The sequence below is a fragment of the Leptolyngbya sp. CCNP1308 genome (assembly GCF_034932455.1).
Lineage (GTDB): Bacteria > Cyanobacteriota > Cyanobacteriia > Phormidesmidales > Phormidesmidaceae > Nodosilinea.
The window spans coordinates 138,959-163,070 of sequence record NZ_JAYGIH010000002.1 but is presented as its reverse complement, the minus strand read 5'-3'; the positions used below and the strand labels follow the sequence as shown (position 1 = coordinate 163,070).

Annotated in this window: 21 protein-coding genes; 10 read left to right on the top strand and 11 right to left on the bottom strand. The window is 58.1% G+C overall.

Annotated features, from left to right (window positions below):
• Positions 1–53: 53 nt before the first annotated feature.
• The 5 genes from VB780_RS01810 to VB780_RS01790 all read right to left on the bottom strand — a co-directional run bounded on the left by VB780_RS01810 (position 54) and on the right by VB780_RS01790 (position 6,514).
• Positions 54–1,412, bottom strand: a complete 1,359-nt coding sequence (locus tag VB780_RS01810; protein ID WP_323349424.1) for a ribulose bisphosphate carboxylase small subunit — start codon at positions 1,410–1,412, stop codon at positions 54–56.
• 432 nt (positions 1,413–1,844) lie between these two features.
• A complete protein-coding gene (locus VB780_RS01805) occupies positions 1,845–3,080 on the bottom strand; it encodes an S-layer homology domain-containing protein (RefSeq protein ID WP_323349423.1) in 1,236 nt (411 codons plus the stop codon).
• 629 nt (positions 3,081–3,709) lie between these two features.
• The gene (locus VB780_RS01800; protein WP_323349422.1) at positions 3,710–4,297 is read right to left on the bottom strand and encodes an antibiotic biosynthesis monooxygenase; all 588 of its coding nucleotides are present in this window, start codon (positions 4,295–4,297) and stop codon (positions 3,710–3,712) included.
• 17 nt (positions 4,298–4,314) lie between these two features.
• Positions 4,315–5,871 carry a hypothetical protein gene (locus VB780_RS01795; protein WP_323349421.1) on the bottom strand — a complete coding sequence of 519 codons (1,557 nt, stop codon included), beginning with the start codon at positions 5,869–5,871 and terminating at the stop codon, positions 4,315–4,317.
• 274 nt (positions 5,872–6,145) lie between these two features.
• Positions 6,146–6,514 (bottom strand): hypothetical protein, encoded by a 369-nt coding sequence (locus VB780_RS01790; RefSeq protein ID WP_323349420.1) that lies wholly within the window; start codon positions 6,512–6,514, stop codon positions 6,146–6,148.
• A 386-nt stretch (positions 6,515–6,900) separates the two neighbouring features.
• Between VB780_RS01790 and VB780_RS01785 the strand changes: the two genes are divergently transcribed.
• Positions 6,901–7,722, top strand: coding sequence for a photosystem II manganese-stabilizing polypeptide (locus VB780_RS01785; RefSeq protein WP_323349419.1), 822 nt, complete (start codon positions 6,901–6,903; stop codon positions 7,720–7,722).
• A gap of 129 nt (positions 7,723–7,851) precedes the next feature.
• Here VB780_RS01785 and VB780_RS01780 read toward each other — a convergent pair whose 3' ends face one another.
• On the bottom strand, positions 7,852–8,535 hold the full coding sequence (locus VB780_RS01780; protein WP_323349418.1) for a hypothetical protein: 684 nt from the start codon (positions 8,533–8,535) through the stop codon (positions 7,852–7,854).
• A gap of 162 nt (positions 8,536–8,697) precedes the next feature.
• Between VB780_RS01780 and VB780_RS01775 the strand changes: the two genes are divergently transcribed.
• Positions 8,698–9,192 (top strand): hypothetical protein, encoded by a 495-nt coding sequence (locus VB780_RS01775; RefSeq protein ID WP_323349417.1) that lies wholly within the window; start codon positions 8,698–8,700, stop codon positions 9,190–9,192.
• Positions 9,193–9,292: 100 nt separating this feature from the next.
• On the opposite strand, the gene VB780_RS01770 is transcribed toward VB780_RS01775, so the two are convergent.
• From VB780_RS01770 to VB780_RS01760, 3 genes are all read right to left on the bottom strand, one after another.
• Positions 9,293–9,640, bottom strand: coding sequence for a ribulose bisphosphate carboxylase small subunit (locus VB780_RS01770; RefSeq protein WP_323349416.1), 348 nt, complete (start codon positions 9,638–9,640; stop codon positions 9,293–9,295).
• 81 nt (positions 9,641–9,721) lie between these two features.
• Positions 9,722–10,150 (bottom strand): RuBisCO chaperone RbcX, encoded by a 429-nt coding sequence (gene rcbX, locus VB780_RS01765; protein WP_323349415.1) that lies wholly within the window; start codon positions 10,148–10,150, stop codon positions 9,722–9,724.
• Between the two features lie 191 nt (positions 10,151–10,341).
• Entirely contained in the window at positions 10,342–11,772 is a 1,431-nt protein-coding gene (locus VB780_RS01760) for a form I ribulose bisphosphate carboxylase large subunit (protein WP_106871752.1), read from the bottom strand.
• 507 nt (positions 11,773–12,279) lie between these two features.
• On the opposite strand from VB780_RS01760, the gene VB780_RS01755 reads away from it, so the two are divergent.
• Positions 12,280–13,299, top strand: coding sequence for a ligand-binding sensor domain-containing protein (locus tag VB780_RS01755; RefSeq protein ID WP_323349414.1), 1,020 nt, complete (start codon positions 12,280–12,282; stop codon positions 13,297–13,299).
• A gap of 93 nt (positions 13,300–13,392) precedes the next feature.
• Here VB780_RS01755 and VB780_RS01750 read toward each other — a convergent pair whose 3' ends face one another.
• Entirely contained in the window at positions 13,393–13,929 is a 537-nt protein-coding gene (locus VB780_RS01750; protein WP_323349413.1) for a phycobiliprotein lyase, read from the bottom strand.
• A 296-nt stretch (positions 13,930–14,225) separates the two neighbouring features.
• Between VB780_RS01750 and VB780_RS01745 the strand changes: the two genes are divergently transcribed.
• The 7 genes from VB780_RS01745 to VB780_RS01715 all read left to right on the top strand — a co-directional run bounded on the left by VB780_RS01745 (position 14,226) and on the right by VB780_RS01715 (position 22,620).
• Complete coding sequence (locus tag VB780_RS01745; protein ID WP_323349412.1) at positions 14,226–14,783, top strand: phycobiliprotein lyase; 558 nt, start codon at positions 14,226–14,228, stop codon at positions 14,781–14,783.
• 447 nt (positions 14,784–15,230) lie between these two features.
• The gene (gene rpmG / locus VB780_RS01740; protein ID WP_017298241.1) at positions 15,231–15,419 is read left to right on the top strand and encodes a 50S ribosomal protein L33; all 189 of its coding nucleotides are present in this window, start codon (positions 15,231–15,233) and stop codon (positions 15,417–15,419) included.
• A 9-nt stretch (positions 15,420–15,428) separates the two neighbouring features.
• The gene (gene rpsR / locus VB780_RS01735; RefSeq protein ID WP_073610307.1) at positions 15,429–15,644 is read left to right on the top strand and encodes a 30S ribosomal protein S18; all 216 of its coding nucleotides are present in this window, start codon (positions 15,429–15,431) and stop codon (positions 15,642–15,644) included.
• A gap of 35 nt (positions 15,645–15,679) precedes the next feature.
• Positions 15,680–17,722 (top strand): ribonuclease R family protein, encoded by a 2,043-nt coding sequence (locus VB780_RS01730; RefSeq protein WP_323349411.1) that lies wholly within the window; start codon positions 15,680–15,682, stop codon positions 17,720–17,722.
• A gap of 131 nt (positions 17,723–17,853) precedes the next feature.
• On the top strand, positions 17,854–19,230 hold the full coding sequence (locus VB780_RS01725) for a CHAT domain-containing protein (RefSeq protein ID WP_323349410.1): 1,377 nt from the start codon (positions 17,854–17,856) through the stop codon (positions 19,228–19,230).
• A 162-nt stretch (positions 19,231–19,392) separates the two neighbouring features.
• A complete protein-coding gene (locus tag VB780_RS01720) occupies positions 19,393–20,067 on the top strand; it encodes a DUF928 domain-containing protein (protein WP_323349409.1) in 675 nt (224 codons plus the stop codon).
• Positions 20,068–20,100: 33 nt separating this feature from the next.
• Positions 20,101–22,620, top strand: coding sequence for a putative bifunctional diguanylate cyclase/phosphodiesterase (locus VB780_RS01715; RefSeq protein ID WP_323349408.1), 2,520 nt, complete (start codon positions 20,101–20,103; stop codon positions 22,618–22,620).
• Here the strand turns inward: VB780_RS01715 and VB780_RS01710 are convergent.
• The gene (locus tag VB780_RS01710; RefSeq protein WP_323349407.1) at positions 22,561–24,018 is read right to left on the bottom strand and encodes an MFS transporter; all 1,458 of its coding nucleotides are present in this window, start codon (positions 24,016–24,018) and stop codon (positions 22,561–22,563) included. The genes VB780_RS01715 and VB780_RS01710 overlap by 60 nt on opposite strands.
• Positions 24,019–24,112: the final 94 nt, after the last annotated feature.

The following is a 24,112-nucleotide window of genomic DNA, read 5'->3' as shown; positions in this document are numbered from 1 at the left end:
AAGTCTCATCCTGCCATCAAACCGCCGTGCCGAGACGCGATAGAAAGAAACCGTTAGCGTTGAGGCCGCTGAATAATGTTTTCCATCACCCGCTGCTTGGTTTTAGGATCAATGCCGATCAGCCGCACGTAGTCGTTGGCGTAGTCGTCAAGGCATTGCTCTATGGCCGCGCTGGCGCTAGCGACGGTCTCACTGGGCAATGGGGGGCCACTCTGCCAGGCGTTGGTCTGAAACCGTCGCTTATCTACATGCTCAACGCCTAGGCGATAGCCCTGGGAGAGAATGGCGTTGATTTGGTCGTACACCTCGGGGGGGAGGGAGGTGGAGTGGGTGGGTGGGTGAGTAGGTGAGTAGGTGGATTGGGAAGCATCGGGCATGGGGCACTGGGGAGAGTCGCCGTTGCCGTTACCCGATGCCCTGACGGCATTGCCCCCGATAGTGCTCTCAACAGTGGAGGGGGAGTCGCTGGGGTTAGAGTTGCGGTAGAAGCTGTCCGCTGAGGGGGCTGAGGACGCCCCTTGCGGCATAGGCCCTTGCAGGACGCGGTTGTATTCGTTAGCGAGGCGCATGTCATCGACGCGGCGCTGTTCGCCCACCAGGCGGTGGCCCACCTCAATCAGGTGCGAGATGCTAAAGTCGGGCTTGCGAAAGCTGGGTGGTGTGGTGGTGTTGACCACGCTGCGGGAGACGTTTTCTAGCCCCACAGAATAGATGAAGTCGCGGATTTGCTCGTTGTAGATCTGGGCGCGTACGGCCCCAAAGAAGTCGATCGCCTGGGTGGGGAAGGTGTCTACCAGCAGGGTGATGTCTTGGGGCGAGAGGCCATCGGGCTCAAAGATGCCGCCGACAATGCCGATGCGATCGCTGCGATCGGGCTGCCAGTAAAACTTATCCATGCGGCCGTCGCGAATCAGCGGCGCGTAGAGGGTCGAGAGGTCGTTGCCGGTCATGATCACCGGCACCCGCTGAATCTCGTTCTCGTCGTAGCTGCCGGGAAGCTGAACATTGGTGGGGTTGTCGGCAATGTTCATCAGCGTGTTGTTCACCAGCTGAGTGTTGACGGTGTACTGGGTGAGGGCGTCGAAGCGACCCGCCCCGGCGTCAATGTCGTTGATCATCAGCACCGCCATTTTGCCCCGCACCCGCACTAGCTCGGCGGCTTCGCGGTAGCGCAGGCGGATAAGGCGGGCCGGGTCGCCCGCGTCGGGGCTCTCTAGCTCACCGCCCGAGATGTGCACCACCTCAATGCCCATGCGCTCATAGACCAGCTCGCACTGGAAGGTTTTGCCCTCTCCCTTGCGACCGTGCACCCCCAGCAGCAGCGGAATTTTGACCTGGGGCAGCTTCAGGTAGTTTTTGGTGATGTGCACCGCCAGCTTGTCGAGAAAGCGGGGCGAGAGATAGTAGGCCATGGGGGTTACAACGCGGTGGGGTAGCGGGGATGGAAACCTGATCGAGGGCAGGAGCGCTGTGCACCTGGCGGCAGATTCAGAAGTATCCGCGTTTACATTATCCCGTAGCCTGGTGCAGTGAATGGTTCAAATGGCTGAAGGGGGTCATCAGCGATCGCTATGGTTCGACCGCCCTGCCTTCGCAGACCAGCCTTGACTGGGCAAAGAGCCATTCCCAGGCTCAAATTTAGGGGTTGTTGAACACAGATTCGTTGAACATAGATATGAACCAAACATTCAACGCCTCTCGCAGGGGCAAACGGCCGTTTGCCCTTACCCAAATTTATGCCTCAATTCAGCAGTGCCCAAATTTAACGTTCCAAAGACAAAGCCCCCCAGCCCCTGAAGAGGGCTGAGAGGTCTGTCTAACTACAAGGTGGAACCGATACTCAACTACCGGGCCGACAGCACCAAGGCTTCGTTGACGGTCAGGGTGAGATCTTGACTGGGGTTAATGGCAATCACCTCTACCCGGTCGCGACCAAAGATGCGGGCCAGGGTGGCTCCGGTGGCCGTGCCAGCTAGAACCTCTAGGGTGCCAACGCTTTGGTCGCCGGTAGTGCGGGAGATCGCCGCCGCCGCGCCAGACCCCAGCACTGCTCCGGCCAGGGTCTCGCCAAAGGTGGCTCCTCGTCGAATCGTTTCCGTCGTGGTTACGGTCTGTGAGGTGGCGCTAATCGCTAGCCGTTGACCACCGGTAAGCACCAGTTCTTGGGCTACAAACTGCGAGCCGCTGCCGCTGGGGCGCAGTTCTCCGACCACCTGGCTACCCGCCGGTACCAAAACGCGGCCAGCGCTATCGGTAATGGCCTGGGCCACCGTCAAGGTGAGAGGGGCCGTCTCATCGGGGAGCACGACAATTTTGTCGCTCTCTGCGTAGCTCATGGTCAGAGTTGTGCCCGCCTGTAAGCTGGCCTGAGCCGCGACCTGCTGCCCCACAATGTAGGGAGAGTTGACCGTAGCCACCTGATTTTGGCTGGCCAGAGCCTGATAGATGAAAGCTGCCACATCGGCGCGAGTCGCCGTTTGATTAGGCCGTAGGACCTGCACATTGGGATAGTTCACCACCAACCGCCGTTCTGTAGCCGCCGCCAGGCTAGCTACCGCATAGTCAGGAATCGAGGCCGCATCCTGATAGACGTTGATGCTGCCTGAGTTGCTGGCGGTGTAGTTCAGCCCATTGGCCAAAGAAACCAGCACCTGAGCCCGAGGAATATTTTGATCGGGCTGGAAGATGTTGCCGGGGTAGCCCGACAAAAAGCCCATCATATCGGCCTCACGAATGGCAGCGGCGGCCCAGTAGTTGGTGGGCACATCTACAAAGGTGGTCGCGCTCCGCACGGATGATTGGCTGAAGGCCTGGCGAACCATGGCGGCATATTGGGCGCGGGTCACCGGCTCATCGGGCCGAAAGGTACCGTCTGGGAAACCAGCGATCACTTCTCTGGTTGCCAAACTATTGATGAACTGATAGGCCCAATGGCCAGAGGGTACGTCGGCAAACTGGGTTTGAGTTTGGGTTTGGGCAATCACCGGAGCGGCTGTGATCACCGGGGCGAAGGCCCCCATGGTTAACCCTAGGGCTACCATCAGTGCGGTTCCAGACTTTAAACGAAGGGAATTAGACATATTTGAAAAAACTCCAAAGACAAACGACCGGTGGACACGTATTTACTTAGACAGTTCGCCTCGGTAAACTAACCTCAGAAAAGGCGACTCAATTGCGCTTGAAAATCTCTCTTTAGGTAGATTGAGTCTTTGTTTTCTGATCGAGCCTTTTCTAGCCTTTCCCAAGAAATTTGCCGAATTTCTTGGTTCGTCAAGAACCAAGAAAATCAATCAAAGCCTGTTTCGATGTAAAAACAGTTTGATTTCATGACTTTGGCGATTTTCGAGGGAGAAGCGAAAAGTGGTTGTGTCTCAACATCCTTAATCTAAGGCTGCTTTTTCTAAAGTGACTGATAGACTTTCCGCTATTTCAACTGTCACAGTAGAAAATTTCTATTTTTAGCCAACTTTTGATTCTCTGGATCAGGGGAGATAGTCACTATTAGACCGATATGGTTGCCTAAAAGTTCCAGCTACAGCCATCGTCCCTTTGGTTACGGCAAGCGAAAACAATCGGCAACAAGACAGCACGCCCGGATTGGCGATCGCGAGCCAGATGGCGTCCTAGTTTTTGGCTTGCTCAAGATACTCGCTGCCGTGGTGGGCGACTGTCTTGTAGAGCCTCATACGCGCCTCGCCCACGCCACAAATCACCTGCGGCCTGCTCTTGGGTAGAGCCAAAACCCTAGGCCTTTGCTGAGCCACGGCATAACTGGATAGGTGATCAACGCCGAGACAAAAATCACCGAGATAAATAGACCCAGCAACGGCGGCAGACCTCCGAGCAGCGGCCCTAGCAGTGCATTGGCCAGCAAGATTAGCGGGTAGACCGCCAACACCCCCAGCACCACCTGCTTGTAATAGGGCGGTGGCGGCAAAGGGTCGCGTCCCCTAGACCGAGCCTGGGGCAGCGTAAACCATAGCTCTAGACCATTGGGGAGATGCTGCTGCGATCGCGCCGCAATCAGCCCGTGGGATTGATCCATCCAGTCGCGATAGATCGGTGATATCAGCCAGCGGCGCAGGCGATCGTAGCTCTCAAACTTTACAATCACCACGTACTCGGGGTGATCGTGGTCGCGGGGGCGAATGACCTCAACCCCTAAAAACCCATCAAACTTTCTGGCATCTCGGTTAATGCCCTTTGTCCAAGCCTCGTAAGCCTCTACCTGGCTAGGTTCGACCACCTCTGAGATGACCAGAGTGATCGGGCCGGATGGGGTTTGGGGCTGTTCCATGGGTCGCGGCAGATGATTCACTGTAGCGAACAGAACTTTCTCACCCGGTCAAACTCAGGATCTTGCCAGGAGTAGGCAAAGTGGCTCACCGAGGTGATCTCAGGATTCGATCGCCGCAGGGCTTCCATCTGGGTTTCGAGCGCCGGGCGGTTGTAGGTCGCCTGGCCCCAAATCCCGGCCAGGGCCGGGGTCACCGTGGGGGATGTGCCGCTGGGTATCATGCTCTGCACCCGGCGCACGCCATCTAAAATGCAGCCCGTGTGGCCGCACACCGCGTAGGCCATCGGGTGCCAGGTCATCCAGGTCGGGAAGCGCTCCCAGTATTGCAGGCGCGAGTCATAGCCGCCGGTACCCACCGTTTGATTCCCCTCTGGGAAAAACACCGCTCCGGCTTCAATGCCGCTGCGCTGCACCTGTTCTCCGGCCACCTTGACAAAATCTACGACCCCCTGCACCGCGTGGGCCACACTCAACTGCCACAGTTCAGCATTCAGTCGGGGGCGCAGACTGGCCGGGGTCGGCGGCTCTTGGCCCGCTTGCAGCGGCGGGGATGGGGTGCGGCTCTGCCACAGCGGTTCAGCCTCGTTGGGGTAGAGGTCGCGCACTTCCTGAATGTCGCGATCGACCAGATGCCCTCGGCTAATATAGCGGCGGATCAGCTCTTGCCCCTGCTGATTCACCGCCCGACGAAACAGCGCATCGCGCGAGGCCTGACCGTAGATCCACAGGTCGTCAACGCTGTCGGCCACGGAGTTAGCACCAACGCCGCGAGGGTAGCGCACGTAGTCGAACAATACGCCATCGGGCTTTCGCCGCAGGATAGCTCCCATCAGACGGCTGTAGTCGGCCTGGGCCTGGGGATTGTAGGGATCGACAAAAACCTCGTCGGGATTGCTAGAGTCTCCGGCCTTGGCGTAGGTATAGGTGGTTTGGCCACGACCATTGAGGGCCAGCACCTGCTCGCGATCGCTGCGCAACCCGTAAGAATAGCCAAAGTTAAGGGCAAACACCCAGGCATCGACCCGCAGCCCCCGCTGGCGACCTTTTTCAATTGATTCGGCTAGCAGATCGCGGCGCTCGTAGCCGGGAGCCTGCACCACCGAGGGCCACACGGTGGGGTTGTCGCCCTGGGGCAGCAGCACCTGCCCCCCATAGAAGGCCTCCACGTAGACCTCGTTGTAGCCAAGATTCACCATGCGATCGAATAGCGCATCGAGAATGCCGGGCTGTAGATCACAGGGGTAAAGGCGTACCCACACGGCCTGGCGCTGGGGCCAGGTGCGGCTGCGGCACTGGCGCAGGTCTTCGGTGTGCTGACGCACCATCGCCTGGTACTGCTGCTGGGCCGCGCCATCGCCCTCCAGGGCAGCCTTGCGCAGATTTTCTTTGGCCAGAGCGGCCTCCTGGGTCACCTGGCAGTAGGCATTGAGCGCCATCGCTGGTTTTGTACCAATACCCGGCAGCACTCCTATACTGGCCAGACCAGCCGCTAGGGCTAGGCTCGGTGCTAGCAACGGCTTGGTTAATCGCTGCAACGAACCACGGAGCCGAGCTTTAACAGAATGACTGGCCATAGGTGCGACGAAGAAGGAGTTGTACCGAAGGCTAAGGTAGCGTTTAAAGCACAAACGCAGCCGTAAGGAGTAGTCAAACGAGTAGTCAGTTTGGCGCTTTTCCCTAGGGTGGCCCTGAAGCCAGCCATAATAGCGAAATTGGCCAAGCTTATCACTAGTTATAGTGAAGAGCTGAGCTAGAGACGCTAGAGTCGCTGACTCAGTCACCCAGCAGGCGGAATGAAAGTCCTCTTCCCACGGCACCCATGGCCACAGATACGCAGACAGTCGCCGTTCACTTTTCTTCCCCTGGGAAGTCATCTTCCTCAAGCGGCATCACCTTCGGCGAGAAGAACGTATCAAAATCTAAGTCGGGCAGATTGACCAGCAGCGCCTGGAGCTTCATGCGCTGAATATAGGGCCAGCCGCCGTTCACTTCAATATTTCTCAGCAGCGCGTAGAGGTGCTGGCGATTGTCGGGCAGCGCCTCATAAAAAAGCGTTTCGCAGATGTCGCGGTGGCACTGCTCTAGCAGCCGCAGCAGGGCCAGCAAATCGGTACTGTTGCCCTTGCGACCCAGGGCGGCCTGATCGATCAGGTCAGACAGCTGGTTCAAATCGTTGGGTAGACTGTCGCTGCGATCGCCGGGCGGGTAGTCAGTCATGGGTCTGGCTAGGGATTTTGTTAGATAGCTTAACGTTAGCGGCTGGGCCGTCAAGACCTCTACCAGACTGTGTAAAGCTCTGATGTGCCTTAACTCGGAAACCCTTAGCCCCACTGGGTTTACCCCAAGATACCAGCCCCTCGGCAGCACAGGCCCGATATTCTAGGAAAGAGTCCCAGAGCCATGTAGAATGCTTACTTGAGGCTTTACTGGCTGAGGGCAGGCCCAGCGTTGTTGCCGGGCTAGCGAGCACGCTAACTAGGTGGTTCGCCATGGTTTCGCGCCAGGGCTATCTGGCCGGTGCCATAGCAGCCCAGAGCCGACGGCTGTCGCATTATTTGAGTAGTTTGACAGCGCCTTTTACATACTAAATTTTGAGGTAGACCATGAGGTATCGCGCCCTCTTAGTTGCGTTCTTGGCCATCTGCCTGAGTGTACTGACAGCCTGTAGCAAAGCGCCCAGTGCCAGCAGTAGTGTGCCGCTGACCTATGACCAAATTCGTAATACTGGCCTGGCCAATAAGTGCCCCCAGCTTTCTGAGATGACCCGAGGCAGCATTGCCCTAGAAAGTGGCAAAACCTATCAACTGGTAGGCATGTGCATTGAGCCCACCGCCTACTTTGTTAAAGAAGAAGCCTCCAAGCGCCAAGAGGCGACCTACGTGCCCGGCAAGGTGCTGACCCGCTACACCTCGAGCCTAGACCAGGTGCGCGGCGACCTGACCGTGCAATCTGACGGGAGTCTGCTGTTCTCTGAGACCGGCGGCATGGATTTCCAGGCGATTACCGTGCAGCTTCCCGGTGGCCAGCAAGAGCCGTTCTTGTTCACCGTCAAAGGGCTATCTGCTCAGTCGCAGCCGGGACAAAACGCTCTGAACAGCTCCATCGACTTTGAGGGCGACTATAAAGTACCCTCCTACCGCACCTCTAACTTCCTTGACCCCAAAGGTCGCGGTCTGGCCACCGGCTATGACAACGCCGTAGCTCTACCCGGCAGCGGCGACAGCGAGTATGCCCAGGAAAATGTGAAGTCCTTTGATGTCGGTCAGGGTCATATGTCTCTGCGGGTATCTAAGATCGACAGCGCCACTGGTGAAGTCGCTGGCACCTTTGAAGCAGAGCAACCCTCTGACACCGACATGGGTACCGCGCAGCCGGTAGACATTAAAGTGCAGGGCGTTTTCTATGCTCGCCTTGAAGAAGCCTAAGCGGTTTTAAGCTAAACCCATAACAATCTCAAAGTTAAGGAAGGAGCTATGCTCCTTCCTTTTTTATTGACCTCTTTGCATCCTTTAGGCGGCTTGGCGGAGCAAAGTCTATGGCCATTCCATTTGCGGCTACTCCCCCGCATCCAACAACCCTACCTGCACCAAATTACCCTCATCATCAAGGGTCATCACAACGGCCTGCCCAGATCCAGGTACCACGCCAGTGAGAGCGGTGATGTTGACCTGATGGGTGACCATGACGATGACTCCCCGGTTGGGCTGGCGACTCAGATAGGCTTGGATCTGGGCAGTTTGATCGGCAGCGGTGCGGCGATCGCGAAAAAATGAGTTCAGCGGCTCAAAGGGTTCCACCGGGCCTAGATCCATCAGGGTGGCGGTATCGAGCGATCGGCACCACTGGCTCGACAAGACCTGCACCACAGCAATATCTCGCTGCCGAAATGCCGCCCCAATGCGCCGTGCCTGGTCTTGCCCTGCCGCCGACAGGTTGCGCTGGGTGGCACAGTCTTCTAGCCGAAAGCCCGCTGGGTCACCGGTACCTGGGGCCAGGGCGTGGCGCAGCAGCACGGCGTAGAGTTGCCGATCGGCCTGCTCCAGGTGCTCCCAAACGGTAACGGGCTCAGGGCGAGGGGGTTCGGGCACCACCGCTAGATCGTGGGGTGCTGTTTGGGCCAGGGTGGGTACGTCTAGGGCTGGTTCTAGGGCTTCAAGGGCTATCTCTGGCTGACCGGACGCACATCCCCCTAGAACCAGCGCCAGCCCCCCTACCCTGCACAAAACCTTCTGAACCACGGGCCGATAGCTTGAGCGAGGGGTTAAGCAGCTGACCATAGTAAACCGGGCTGATCGAGATCACACCCTCACCTTACCAACATCACCAGGGCCAGGGGAGGCTATCACCACGGGCATCGGCCTTTAGAGGGATATTACTTATGTCGCTTGAAACCCCCCGTCATGGCCCCTTCCCCCGCTCTTGCCGCTCAATCCGAATCTCCCATCTGGGGCGATCGCGTCCAAACCAGCCTGTATCGCTTAGCCACCGCTGCCGCCGCCGTAATTGGGCTCTCGGCCATGGCTAGTGGCGCATCAGGCAGCACCCCCGGCATCCCTAACGGCATTTATCTCTACGGTGAGTCACCGGTTGCCGATACGGTAGGGGCTGTCTACTTTGTGTTTGAAGCCCAGGAAGGCCGCTTGAACGGAGCGATCTATCAGCACTCATCGTCCTTTGACTGTGTGCGCGGCACGGTGGGCAACGGTGCCCTCGACCTGGTGATTACCGATGCCTACGACCAGAGCGAATCGAGCTATTCGGTAGCGATGGTGGCCGACACCAACATCGCCAGCAGCAGCGGTGGAGCTGGGGTAACTGAACTAGAGGGCATGTATGCGATCGCCACCCTCTCTGAGCTAGACCAGCAACTGCTGGCCACCTGCTCTAGCCGATAGCATGGGATGTACAGCTCTTGCTATAGCTCCAACGACAAAAGGCGGAGAGGGTTAACCCTCTCCGCCTTTTGTCGTTGTCTACCCCCTTACGGGGCAGACCTTAGTAGCGGTAGCCGCTGCTGGTAGCACCGGGCTTGTGCACGATGAAGCTAGCGATCTGGCACTGCTTGACGTTGTCAAAGCCCACTACGCGGATGTAGCAGTTGGAGTACTCAGAACGGCAGGCCTGCACTTCGCTCAGCACTTCTTGGGTAGAGGTGACGTTGAACAGGGGCAGCTTCCACATGGTCCAGTAATACTCCTCGGGGTTCGAGGCTTCGTTGAACTCAATAGCGGGGAAGTAGCCCTGCTTGAGAATGTAGGCAATTTGCCGCTCGATCTGAGCATCGGTGAGCGGGGGCAGGTACGACATCGTTTCAAAACGACGCTCTTTGGGCAGAGTTTTCATAGGTCCTCGTTAAGTTAACTAGGGTGCGATCGGCTGACGCCGTGAACTAAACAAATGAGCCATAGAGTTGAGACCAATCGCCTACTCAGGGGAGGGGTCAGCGTCAGCCGCAGATTCTTGCGGGACATCGGCGTCCTCAACAAATTCTGAATCGACGGTGTGTTCAGCATCTCCCAGCTGAGTAATGCGTTCTAAATGCTGGCGGCGGTGTTCCATATTGGCCTGCTGGATGCTAGTGACCACCATCTCGGGCAAAAACTCGCAGATACCCTCTGCAATGTGCTGCCGCACAGTCATCACTCGAATAGCCAGGTCTGGGCTCTCGCTCAACAGGGCGCTCAGGTAGGCTTCGCCATCCTGAAGCGCTTCTTTAGTTGAGAACCCGTTAAGCCAATAGGCGCGGGCGGGGTTGGTTTCCTTGAGCTGATTCAGCACTGTTTTCACAGCCTGAAACGTCAGGTAGCTAGTGAGCACCTTAGCGGTCTCTTTAGCCGATTGCTTAAGGTCCATCGGTGTCTCTCGAACGATTGACGTAGACCCCGCCAGTCGGGCGGTTGGTAGCCCTGATCTAAGCCCGAATAGTTGTCAGATTCGGTAACTTGCACAGCATTCCCAAAGAATTTTGAGACCCTGCGAATCGGTGGACTGACCAACGCGCCCTAAGCCGCCGCCCAGCGGATACCGCAGTACCCGCTAGCCATTTAGATGGTGTCCACGGTATCGAACTCGAACTTGATTTCCTTCCACAGTTCGCAGGCGGCGGCCAGTTCGGGTGACCACTTGCAAGCTTCACGAATGATGTCGCCACCTTCACGAGCCAGGTCGCGGCCTTCGTTACGGGCCTGCACACAAGCTTCAAGAGCCACGCGGTTGGCGGTGGCACCCGGTGCGTTACCCCAGGGGTGACCCAGAGTACCACCACCAAACTGCAGCACGGAGTCGTCGCCGAAGATTTCTACCAGCGCAGGCATGTGCCACACGTGGATACCACCGGAGGCTACGGCCATAACGCCGCCCATGGACGCCCAGTCTTGGGTGAAGTAGATACCGCGAGACTTGTCCTGCTCGATGTAGTTTTCGCGCAGCAGGTCAACAAAGCCCAGGGTACCGGCGCGGTCGCCCTCGAGCTTGCCCACCACAGTACCGGTGTGGATGTGGTCCCCACCAGACATGCGCAGGCACTTGGCCAGCACGCGGAAGTGAATACCGTGGTTCTTCTGGCGGTCAATAACAGCGTGCATGGCGCGGTGAATGTGCAGCAGCACGCCGTTGTCGCGGCACCAGTGAGCCAGGCTGGTGTTGGCGGTAAAGCCACCGGTCAAGAAGTCGTGCATGATAATGGGCATGCCGAGTTCTTTGGCGTACTCGGCCCGCTTGATCATTTCTTCGCAGGTGGCGGCGGTGACGTTCAGGTAGTGACCCTTGATCTCGCCGGTCTCAGCCTGGGACTTGTGGATGGCATCGGCCACAAACAGGAAGCGATCGCGCCAGCGCTGGAAGGGCTGGGAGTTGATGTTCTCGTCGTCTTTGGTGAAGTCGAGACCACCGCGCAGACACTCGTACACAGCGCGGCCATAGTTCTTAGCCGACAGACCCAGCTTGGGCTTGATGGTACAACCCAGCAGCGGACGACCATACTTGTTGAGGCGATCGCGCTCTACCTGAATGCCGTGGGGAGGCCCCTGGAAGGTCTTGAGGTAGGCCACAGGAATGCGCAGGTCTTCCAGACGCAGGGCGCGCAGAGCCTTGAAACCAAACACGTTACCCACCAGGGAGGTCAGCAGGTTGGTAACCGAACCTTCCTCAAACAGGTCGAGGGGGTAGGCCACGTAGCAGATGTACTGGTTGTCTTCGCCGGGCACGGGCTCGATGTCGTAGCAGCGACCCTTGTACCGATCCATGTCGGTCAACAGGTCGGTCCACACTGTGGTCCAGGTACCGGTAGACGATTCAGCGGCCACAGCAGCAGCGCACTCTTCGGGCGGCACGCCGGGCTGGGGGGTCATCCGAAACGCCGCCAGGATGTCGGTATCCTTGGGCGTGTAGTCCGGCGTGTAGTAGGTCAGTTTGTAGTCCTTAACCCCGGCGCTGTAGCCAGCTTTTGATTGAGTCGTTGTCTGAGAGTAAGACATGTCTCCCTTCCTGTGAATCTAAGAAATCCCTCAAGCGAACCCCTGCTAGCCCAGCCGCACACAAAATAGCTTCCCCGTTGAAGGAAGCCTCTGCTCAGCCCAAGCCCCGGTCAGTCCACGCAAATTTGAGACGAGTAGAAATACCAAAGCATTTTCTAGGACAGCCCTCAAAACGGCCACCCCACAAGTGCTTTCAGTATTTTTTATTACCGTATGGTTAGCATACTATCAGCGATTGGATAAGTTTAGTTTTGGAAGATCTGTATACATTCATAACTAAAAACTATGGATCAAGATGACACAAAGTGTGGGTTTCTCAAGTTCTTTGAAGCCAACCCTGTTCTATGACCAAGGGATGCTGATCACTAAATTCAGCCCAGAGACGCCACCCCCAGCAATTGTCGATATACTGTAACGCTTGAAGGTGCCCTAAAGCCTTGAAGGGCAACCTGTCAGGGCAATCCATTAGGGGCTGTCGCACGCCACCGCAAACCGTGGGGAGAGAATATGTTAAGCCTGCTGCTGCTATCGTCGCTAACCCTGTCACCGGGGAGTCTCTACCCCCTACCCATTACCCCCGACTCACCCTTCGCCCTTCAATCTGGCAGCCCACCGGTCCTGGCCCAGGCACCCCTGACCAACGACTACCGCGTTACCGCCCTTCAGCCCGACTTTACCGGCGACCTCTGGGTCGGCTCCTGGGCGGGCCTTTCTCGCATCAACCCCGAAACCGGACGAGTCCTGCAGCGAGTCAGAATGCCCAGCCGCACCCTAGAATCCCTAGCCCAAGACCGGGTCGGGCGCATCTGGGTAGGCACCTTTGATGGCCTGGTACGGGTTGACCCCCGCACTAACGTCATTACCGCTCAAAACTTCACGCTGCCCTCTAACCGGGTGCTGTCGCTATTGGTAGACAGCCGTGGCTTTCTCTGGGCCGGCACCGATCGCGGCCTAGTCATGATCAGCCCCGATCGCGGTCTGCTGATGACCACCGTGCAGGATTTGCCCGGCGTTAGCGCCAATGCCCTGGCTCTGGACGGCAACAATAACCTTTGGGTCGGCACCCTCGACGGGCTGGTGCAGATCAATACCGCCAGCGCTTTTCCCATCCGTGAGGTCGGCGATCTACCGGGGGGCGCGGTGCAGTCGCTCACCCTGGGGCCACGCGGCAACCTCTGGGTCGGCACCGCCAGCAGTCTACTGGTTGTAGACCCGGTGCGGGCCGAACTAGTGCGATCGGTCGGCACAATGCGCGATCGCAACGTCCAATCCACTGAGTTCGACAGCGCCGGCAATCTTTGGGTCGGCACCACCACGGGGCTGTTTAAGATCAGGCCCGACAGCGGTGAACTGCTGGGTCAGGTGCCATCCCTGCCCTCCGGGCGCATCCTTTCGCTTTCGCCTAATACGGGCAACAAGATTTGGGTTGGCACCAGCGAAGGGCTGGGCTGGGTTAGCCTCACCACAGGCGAGGGCAACCCCCACTGGGGTTTGGTTAGCCCTGTGGTGCTAGAGGCGCGCCAGTAAGCAATTTAGGATTTTAGATTTGGGATTTGGGATTTTGGCTTGAGCAAGCGTGGCGTGCAGCTGGCGGCAAATCCTCTACGCCTGCTCTGGAGCCTAAAGCCGCGTTTCCAAATACTGCCCAATCATGATCTCTTCCCCTGCGCGGGAAATCACTGTTTGGCGGGTGCGGTAGCGCTGACCGATTAGCCGCAGTTCTTCTTCAAATGAAGAGTCGTTGTACTGGGTTTTGAGCACCAGGGTGCGGCTGTCGTTGAAGTGGTACTGGGCGGTGACGGGCTTAGGGGTGGCAAAACCGCGATCGCGATACAGGGTCGTTCCGCGCACTCCAAAGATGGTGCTGCCCGCCACCGGCTTTTTGCCGGTGCCTACGTACTCGCTTTCCCAGGTGACGGTGGTGCCGCAGATTAACGGCTGCTGGGCATCAAGCTGGTGTAAATCGGCGAGTGCCAAAAGCTGATCGGCACCTGCTTCTAAAAATTCGATCGTGATCTGGCTCACCACTTCCTGGGTTTCGCCGCTCTTAAGGGTGTAGTAGCGACGCTCCGAGCGCCAGTCTCCGGCGGTTTCTTGAAAAAAGGCCTGCACTAAAGGTTCAGCCAAAAGGCGGGCAACATCAGCGGAGAGGGGCATAGTTAGCCATCCAAAGACAGGACATGGAGCAGCAAAAGTCAATCCAGAAAAGCAAGATTGTTAGACTTCTTAACTTTTGTTTTTTCATCATAGTGGGCAGGCAGGCGTCCGACAATGACCCGAGTGGGTGATTCAGTCAAACTTGTCGCCTATCCTACGCAGTCTCGCGGGAGAATCTGTAAGCATTAATACTTAACGCTGAGGCATCCTGAGGGTGAGGCTAGAGGCAGTTGATGAGAGCCTTCGCAAACCCTGGTACCGTAGGAGTTAACGCACATCCCCCCAGGGCTAACGCAATGGATTTAGCCGACATCACCTATTTCTTCGACTGCTGCATTGGGCAATGGTCGATTGAGCGCACCTATCACTACATGGCCCAGCAAGAGGTGGAGCGATCGCACACCGACTTTCGCGTCGATGGCATCACCCCTGAACTACGGCGCAAGGTGCTGGCTGACAACGGCTACGACCCCGTAGACAACATCGACCAACTGCCCGGCTTTCAACTCGCCTTCCACACCGTCTCTGACAAAGGCGAAGAAGTTTCCCAAGAACTGCGGGCGCTGTTCGTACCCAAGCAGCAGGAGGGGACTATGCTAGCCGGGGACTACTTGCGCGATCGCGCCTACGAAGAAGACCGCCCGATCATCTCCACCTTCACCTACGACCAGAGCAACCGCGAACTGCTCATGACCACCCCCTACACCCGCGTGGTCTCCGTCGATTCCATTCTGCTGGTCAACCCCAACACCCGCATTCGCCGCATCCTCAACTACCACCGCCCCGCCGAGGGAGAGGCAATGGATAGCCTAGCGCTGGTCGGGTTTGGTGTGGAGCAGAAGGTGGGTGGGTAGGGAGTGGAAGTAGGCGGGTAAGTGAGCGAGTGAGTGGGCGAGTAGGGAAGATGAGAAATGTGAGATAAGGGGCGTAGGTCAAAAAGGCAAACCAGAGGGTTAGAACCGCTGAGTTCAATGTTGCCTACAGGCCAATTTGCAGAACAGAGGTTTAAACCGATGATCGGTTAGTCCTTTCCGTCGGGTCCAGGGCGGCGGAACGTCCCTGGTTGACGGGGGTCTGGGGCCATCAAAATGGCCCCAGCAGCAGATCTGGCTTTTGACCCCAATTGTGCGCCGCAGGCCCCTACCTCTGGTCATACTGTCGAGTTTATTGGTGGGCAATGCCCACCCTACCTATGGCCACCACTTTCCCATCTCAAAATTGATGTTGGCGATCTTGTCGGGCTGTGAAATAATGAAAGACTGTGTATTATTTTTGCCCGCCCTATTTTCAGGTAAACCGTCATGGCTAAAGGCGTCCGCCTCGTCATAACCCTAGAGTGTACCGAGTGCCGAACCAACCCGGATAAGCGCTCCAACGGTGTATCTCGCTACACCACCCAAAAAAACCGTCGTAACACGACCAACCGCATCGAACTCAAAAAGTTCTGCACTCACTGCAACAAGCACACCATCCACAAAGAAATCAAGTAATTAGCACCCATGGCCTATTTTCGTCGTCGAGTATCTCCAATCAAGCCCGAAGACCCGATCGACTACAAAGATGTCGATCTGCTTCGTAAGTTCATCACCGAGCGCGGCAAAATTCTGCCTCGCCGCATCACTGGCTTGACCGCTAAACAACAGCGGGCACTCACCACTGCCATTAAGCGGGCGCGAATTATCGCCCTGCTGCCCTATGTGAATGGGGAAGGCTAGGCTAGGCTAGGGATGGCGATCGCTAGGGTGTTGGCTTGGTTGACAAAGGAACGCTAGTCGAATTTAAGCACCAGGGACAGCCCCGTCTAGGGGTCGTCGATCGTCCCGAGGGCAAAAAAAACTGGGTGGTGATCGACGAGCGGGGCCAAGCCCACACCCTCCATCCTCGCGACCTCACCTACGAGGTCAGCGGCAACAGCTATAAACCTACTGATATTGCCTCCTTCGTTTCAGAAGCTGAGCAATATATCGATCCTTCCAGTTTAGAAATCGCCTGGGAGTTTTTAACCGAAGCCGGGGAATCTGCTGACCCGGCTGCTTTGGCGCAGCTGTTGTTTTCTGACCAAAGCTCCACTTTTTGCTACGCCGCTCACCGACTGCTCGCCGAAGACAAAATTTTCTTCAAGCAAAAGGGCGATCGCTACGAACCCCGCCCCGCTGCCCAAGTTGACGAACTACGGCTGCAAATTGAGCGCGAGGCCCAGCGTCAGCACGAGTGGGAATCCTTCATTACCAAAGCCCGGCAGGCCATGGCCGGCGAACCCGTGGTTTGGGAAAAGAGCGATCGCCCCCGCCTCGAAATCCTGGAGCGTCTGGCTCTGCTTGGCGACGAGTCAAGTCAGCGGATCCAGGCATTAGAAATCCTTAATGCTCTGGGTACTAACCCGACAGCGGCGGGTGCATTTGATACCCTAGTGGCACTGGGACTGTGGAGCGTCCACGAAAATCTAGCCCTCAGGCGCAGCCAAATTCCCGGTCACTTCTCTGAGGAAACCCTTGCTATGGCGCAGCAGCGTCTCCAGTCTCCGCCGCCTGACCCCGATGCCCGCCGGATAGACCTCACCCACCTCAAGGCCTACACCGTAGACGACGCCAGCACCCAAGAAATCGACGACGGCCTGAGCCTAGAGACCCTAGACGACGGCACCCAGCGCCTGTGGATTCACATTGCCGACCCCACCCGCTGGCTCATGCCCGGCGATGATTTAGACCTTGAGGCCCGTCGCCGCTGCACCACGGTTTATTTGCCCACCGGCATGATCCCCATGTTCCCCATGGAGCTGGCCACCGGGGCCATGAGCTTAATTCAGGGGCAAACCTGCTGTGCCCTCAGTTTTGGCATCACCCTCACGGCTGACGGCGATATTCAGGATTATCAAATTCATCCCACCCTGATTCGTCCCACCTACCGCCTCACCTACGACGATGTCGATGAAATGTTAGAACTGGGCATTACCGCCGAGCCCGAACTGCAAGGGCTGGCCCACTGGGCCAAGGTGCGTGGCCAGTGGCGGCTCACCCAGGGGGCAATCAGCATCAACATGCCCGAGTCAAGTATTAAGGTGTCTGAGGCGGGCGACGACATTGTCATCGAAGTGCTCAACGACTCTACGGCCCGGCAAATGGTGGCCGAAATGATGATTTTGGCTGGGGAAGTGGCCGCCCGCTACGGGCAAACCCACGCCCTCGCCATTCCCTTTCGCAGCCAGCCCCAGCCCGAGCTACCCTCCGACGAAGAGCTGATTTCGCTACCCACCGGCTGGGTGCGCGACTCGGCCATTCGCCGCTGCATGACCCGCAGCGAAGTGGGCATTACCCCCAGCCGCCACGCCACCCTGGGGCTAGACAGCTATAGCCAAGTCACCTCGCCGATTCGTCGCTACCTCGATCTGGTGACCCACTTTCAGCTCAAAGCCCACCTGCGGGGCGAGCCGCTACCTTTTTCCTCCACAGAAGTGACCGAGTTGGCCATTGGCGCTAGCTCTGCCGCCTACGAAGCCACCCTGGTCGAGCGCCAGACTAAGCGCTACTGGGCCTTAGAGTACCTGCGTCGCCACCAAGCCCAACCCTGGGATGTGATGCTGCTGCGCTGGCTGCGCGAAGACGAAGGGCTAGGGCTAATTATGGTAGAAGATTTGGGCCTGGAGCTGGCCATGCGCTTTAACCGAGCCGTAGCCCTAGGGGAGCAGTTTCAGGTGCGGGTCAGCCATGCTAGCCCTCGCCAAGACGTAATTCGCTTTGAAGAAGTCTCCCCAGAGAGTGAAGAAGCACCTACGTCAGCGATGACGGCTATCTAAGGGCTTTTCCATAGCAGCTCAGTATAAATTGTTCGTTAAGTCACTTAATTTGAGCGGAGGGACTGTTCTCCCCGTGGGCACTCTTGGCCATAGCGCCCTGCGCTAACCCAACGTGCATTGAGGACAGCCCTGTGTTTAAGAGTTTTCGCCCGCGATCGCCTCAGTCCTATACCGCTCAACCCAATTCAACTCAGCAGAAAAGAGTTCCCCAGCTAGCCACCTGGAGCGTAGCGTTGGCGATCGCGGCCCTCAGTGCCCTGCCAGCCAGCGCCCAAACCCTCAGCGAAAAGGTGTTGGCCATGGAGCAGGGGCTAGAGGAAGACTTTGCCGAATATTTTGGTGACGAGCCGATGGCCGTCACCCAGGGGCCTGCCGAAATCGCTGCTACCCTGGCCCGCCTGGGAGCCGAAACCGGCACCAACCCCGCAGTCATCTGGGTCATTCCTCGGGGTGACCACCTGCATCTGGTGTTGCTGACCGCCCAGGGGCAGCCCATCGTGCGCGACCTCTACAACGTGCCCGACGACCTCCTGCGCGCGACGGTCAACGATTTTATGCTAGAGACCAGCAGCGTAGTGCCCCGGCGCAACCGTCCCGCCGCCCAAAAGCTCCACGAGTGGATTATTGAGCCCTACGAGGCCGAGTTTTTAGCCGCAGAGGGCATTGATACCCTACTGTTTTGTCTCGGTAGCGGCGTGCGGGGCGTGCCCCTGGCCGCCCTCCACGACGGCGAGCAATTCTTGATTGAGAAGTACAGCCTCACCCGAATTCCAGCCTTTAACCTCATTCAGACCGATTACACGCCTCTACGCCCCGGCAATATTCTGGCCATGGGAGCCTCTGAGTTTGACACCCAGGAGCCGCTGCCAGCAGTGCCCACCGAACTCTCCAGTATTTTGTCAGAGCTGCGCGGCACCCGGCCCGAGGGGGAGAATTGGCAGGGGCGATCGTTCCTCAACCAAGGGTTTACCTTACCCAACCTGCGGCTGTGGCTGCGGGCCCAATCGCCCACCGTGGTACATTTAGCCACCCATGCGGTATTTGAGCCCGGCGACCCCAGCAACTCCTACATTCAGCTGTGGGATAGCCAGCTCAGCCTAGACGAGATGCGCCAAATGAACTGGAACTCGCCATCCCTAGAGCTACTGGTGCTGAGTGCCTGCCGCACCGCCGTGGGCGACGACGAAGCGGAGCTGGGCTTTGCTGGTCTGGCTCTGCAATCGGGGGTGAAGTCAGCCCTGGCCAGCCTGTGGAATGTGGATGATGCGGGCACTCTGGCCTTGATGAATGAGTTCTATAGTCATCTGGGGCAAACCCCTACCAAAAGCGAGGCCCTGCGCCAGGCCCAGCTAGCTATGCTGCGAGGAGAGGCCCGGTTTGAGGGTGACCAACTGCTGCTGCCCCGGGGTGCTGTACCTGTACCCAGTGATTTACAGACCAGCGCTGGGACTGATTTGTCCTCTCCCTACTACTGGGCTGGGTTCAGTTTAATCAGCAGCCCGTGGTAGAGCCGATTAGCGTAAACCGAGCAGCTTGATTGGGGCTTAATCAGCATTCACCAAAACTTAAAGCCCCCAGATCTGTCCCCGGTAATACTACGGTTCTTTCCTCTCTCAGACATCACTACCTTGAAGAAGACAGCTACTAGACTAAATCAGAGTTTTCTCACCATGGGCACCGTCACTCGATCTAGATTTTTTTTAGCGCTGACCCTCATGGTAGGGCTGGCGGCATTTACGGCGTCAGAACCTGCCCTGGCCCAATCAGGCAATAGCGATCGCGGCGCATTTCCGGGCCGCCGGGTAGGGGGGGGAACCCGGGGCAACTGCGCCATCGACAGCCGGTCTCTGGCGGCGCTAAACCCCGCCAGCAACCTGGGGGTTACCGCTAGCGATCGCCCCTCCCTTTACTTTTCGGTACCGACAGCCGAGTCCCCCTACCACGGCCAGTTTATTCTCCACGATGCCGACGAGAATCGACTGTACGAGACCACCCTGGTGGCCGGTACTGAACCCCTGATTGGGGTACACCTACCCGCCAATCTAGTTAACGCCGATCAGGACTATCACTGGTACTTTGTGGTCGCCTGCAACCCCCGCGACCTCTCTCAAAACGTGGTGCTAGAGGGCTGGCTGCGCCGGGTACCCCTCACCCCCGTACCAGCCGATACGGCCCTGGTCGAAACCCAGCTCGACTTAGTCGAAACCTACCAGGGTCAAGGGCTGTGGAGCGATGCGATCGCGCTGTTGGTAGAGCTACGTCAGGCCCATCCTGGCAACGAACTCGTCCAGGCCCAGTGGAGTCGTCTGCTAGAAACCCTCGATCTCGCTACCGTTGTGCAGTAACCAATGGCCATGGAGTTCTCTCGCCGATGGCCAATGCTCTTTCCAATACCCAATCGCCTGCGCACGGCGGGACGTTCCATCCTGCTGACCAGCGTTTTAACGTCGGTGCTACTGTTGGGTCTACAGTCTCTGGGCTGGCTAGAACCGCTAGAACTTAAAGTCTTCGATCAATTTATGCAGCGGCGGGTTGACCTCGCAGCCGACAGCAGGCTGCTGGTTGTCGGTATCAGCGAAGCCGATCTACACCGCTATGGCTGGCCTCTCAGGGATCAGGTCTTGGCCGAGGGGCTGGCCCAGCTTCAGCGGCACAGCCCACGGGTGATTGGCCTCGATCTCTACCGAGATTTAGCCCATTCCCCCGGCGAACAGGCTCTAGCATTGGCGCTTCAGGCCGATAACCTGGTGGCCATCAACAATATTATTAGTGACGTTGCTGCGCCGCCGGGGGTTCCCCCGGAGCGGGTTGGTTTTAATGACCTTGTCCTTGACCCAGACGGGGTGCTGAGACGCAGCCTGTTGTTTGTAGCCGGGGGCGACCAGGCTTACTATTCCTTTGCTCTACGGGTCAGCCTGCACTATCTGGCCACTCTGGGCAAAGCGTTTCGCTACGATGCCCAGGCTCTGTGGCTGGGGCAGGTGCCGATTTTGCCCCTAGAGACCCATCACGGGGGCTACCAGCGGGCCGATACGCGCGGCTATCAAACGCTGTTGAACTATCGCAGCCGCTACAGCCCCGCTCCTACGGTGACCTGGAGCGAACTCATGGCAGGGGCCGTTGCCCCCGATCAGATTCGCGATCGCATTGTGGTCATTGGCACCCTGGCACCCAGCCTCAAAGACGTGCTGTATACCCCCTACAGCAGCGACATCGAAACCTTTCATGCCCCTGGCGTTATCGTCCATACCCAAATCATTAGCCACCTGCTCGACATCGCCCAGCACCAGCGCTCGACCTTTAGCTTTTGGCCCCGGTGGGGAGAGGGGCTGTGGCTGTGGGGCTGGGCCGTGGTCGGGGGGGTGCTGGCCTGGCGGTTTGGCCATCCTCTGGGGCTTGGTCTGGGGAGTCTGACAGCCCTGGGGTTGCTCTATTCCCTAGGCTGGGGGCTCTTTCTTCGCACGGTTTGGATTCCGGTACTAGAACCTTCGGTGGGGTTTTCCCTGGCCCTGGCCGTAACCATGGCCCATCGGGTTTTCTATACCTACAGCCGCGATCTGCCTACGGGGCTGCTCAATCGCCAGGCCTGGCTCAGTCACTTAGATCAACATCTGTCGCCCTCAGCCCAGCGGCAGCACCTCAGCCCGCCAGGGATTATGGTGGTGGGGTTTGATCGCTTTAAGCAGGTCAATGTCAGTCTGGGGCAGGCTACGGGCGATCGCCTACTGCTGCTGATGGTTAAGCGCCTGCGACGGGTGATTCCCCGCACGGCCCAGCTGGGTCGGGTCAACGGCGATGACTTTGCCCTAGCCCTGCGGCAAAGCAATCAAGAGTTTCTGACCAACCTAGCCAATGCCATTCAGCAGGCGCTAGGAGAGCCCTTTAGCCTGAATAACCAAGACATTGCTATGACCGCCAGCATTGGGATCGTCGTGCCTCAACCGCAGCAGGCCTACACCGCTGAGAACCTGCTGCGCGATGCCCAAACCGCCATGTATCGCGCCCAGCGCTCTGGCCAAACCCGCTATCAAGTGTTTGCGGCCAGCATGGCCAGCGCCGCCGATCAGTTCACCCTCGAAACCGAGATGCGCCACGGCATCGCCCACCAAGAGTTTGTGCTCTACTACCAGCCCATTGTTGATCTAGAAACGGGGGATGTGGCCGGGTTTGAGGCTCTGATCCGCTGGCATCATCCTCGCCAGGGGTTTGTATCACCGATACGGTTTATTCCGCTGGCGGAAGAGACGGGGCTGATTTTGCCCCTGGGCGAGTGGATCTGCCGCACCGCCTGCTGCCAGGCCCACCAGTGGCAGCAAGATTTTCCTGACCACCCCTTGATGATCAGCGTCAACTTATCGGGGCGGCAGTTTGAACAGCCCCATCTAGCCGACCAGCTAGGGCAAATTTTGCGGGAGACCAACCTCGACGGCCGCCGCCTCAAGCTTGAAATTACCGAGAGCATGGTGATGGGCGATGTTGAGACTGCCATTGACTTGATGCTGGGGCTCAAAGCCCTGGGCTGCAAACTGGGGATGGACGACTTTGGCACGGGCTACTCGTCGCTGAGCTATCTACGACGCTTCCCCATCGACACCCTGAAGGTTGATCAGTCGTTTATTCGCAATATGGGAGGCAGTCGCGAAGACCACGAGATTGTGCGCACCATTATTGGCCTAGGCCACACCCTGGGGATGGACTTGATTGCCGAGGGCATTGAAACCCTGGAGCAGGCGGCAGCGCTGCGATCGCTAGGCTGCGAGTTTGGCCAGGGCTACTACTGGGCCAAGCCCATGCCTGCTGCCGAGGCCTCGGCGCTGCTCAGCGCCAGCCCGCTAGCGCTAGAAAGCCGATCCCCCAGGCGCGGAGTCGGCGATCGCCCCATTATTCACCAGCCTTAGCGGATCCGCTGCCTGGCGATAGGCCAGAGTTATTAGGGCAGCCACCACGCACAACCCCGCCAACAGACCTAGGGTTGGAGCCAGCCCCAGAGCCCGCTGGAGAATCGGCAGCCCAAAGGTGCCTAACACCGCCCCAGCTTTAGCGATGGCTGCTGCCAACCCGGCCCCGCTAGCTCGAATCGCAGCCGGAAACACGGCCCCCGACAGGAGAAAAGTGGTCGCATTGGGGCCAGCATTCATCAACAGGTTAAACAGGAAAAAGCCGCCAAAAATCAACCCCATCGTTACACGGCTTTCTGCTGGCAGCCCTGCCGAAGCCGCCAGCAGCCCAAGCCCCAGAGCCATACCTAAAAACCCAGCGATTTGCAGTGCGATCGGCCCCAGCCGCTTCACCATCAGTACCGCTAACAGAAAACCGAGAATTAAGAAGAGATCAACTAGGGCCGAGCCCTTGGCCGAGGCCAGGGTCTGCGCCACCAGATCAGACGATTCGCTAAACACCAAAACGCTCAAAATAACTGGGGTAAAAATGCCCACGCCGTAGGTGGCGATATCCTGCAAGAACCAGGGCACCGCAGCCAGCAGCGTTTGGCGGCGGTAGGGCGGCGCAAATAGGTCTCGATAGCGAAGCTTAGGCTGGTTGTCTGGTGATATGCGATCGGGCTCTAGGGTAATGGGCTCCCCCAGCAGCTCAGAGGCCATGGCAGAGGCTTCCTCGTAGTCGCCCTGGGCCAGCAGGTATGCCGGGCTTTCAAAGGAAATTGCCAAGCGCGCTAGAGCTACCCCCAGCGCTAGAACCACCCCCACCCCCAGCATCCAGCGCCAGGCGTAGTGAATCGCTATTTGCTCATCACCTGGATAGCCCACCGAAAATCCGTACAGAATGGCGACGCCCACCAGCGCCCCCACCAGCGCCCCCACGGCTTGAAACGAGAACGCGCCAATCACTAGCCGATCGCGGTGGCGCGTGGGCACATTTTCGACAATGTAGGCCACGCTGATGGGATAGTCGGCCCCGATCGCCACCCCAACCAATACCCGAAAGACCAGTAGCGAAGTCAGGTTCCAGGCCAGGGCGGTGCCAGCGGTAGCCACCACAAATAGAATGACGTCGGCAATCAGCATGGGCTGACGGCCCAGTTTATCGGTGAGCGGCCCGAGGAATAGCGAGCCCAGCAGGGAACCGGCGATCGCTGCCGCCGCCACAGCCCCAACTGCCGCTGGCCCCAGGTCTAAGTCGCGCTGCAAAAACGGCAGAGCGACTCCAATAATAAAAAAGTCAAACCCGTCTAGGGCAATTAAGCTGGCGGCCAACAGCCAAAGTCGCACCATCGGGCGCGTGATTGCAGCGCCGTCAAGACGCTGCTGAAAGGCCGGGGGCAGAGCAGTTGTGGTCATAGCGAAGGATGCATTTGCCTGGGTTTACCATACCAACCTGAAGGAGAGACCAGGGCGCTGCGGCGCTGTATTACTAACGTCAGACTGAGGCTAA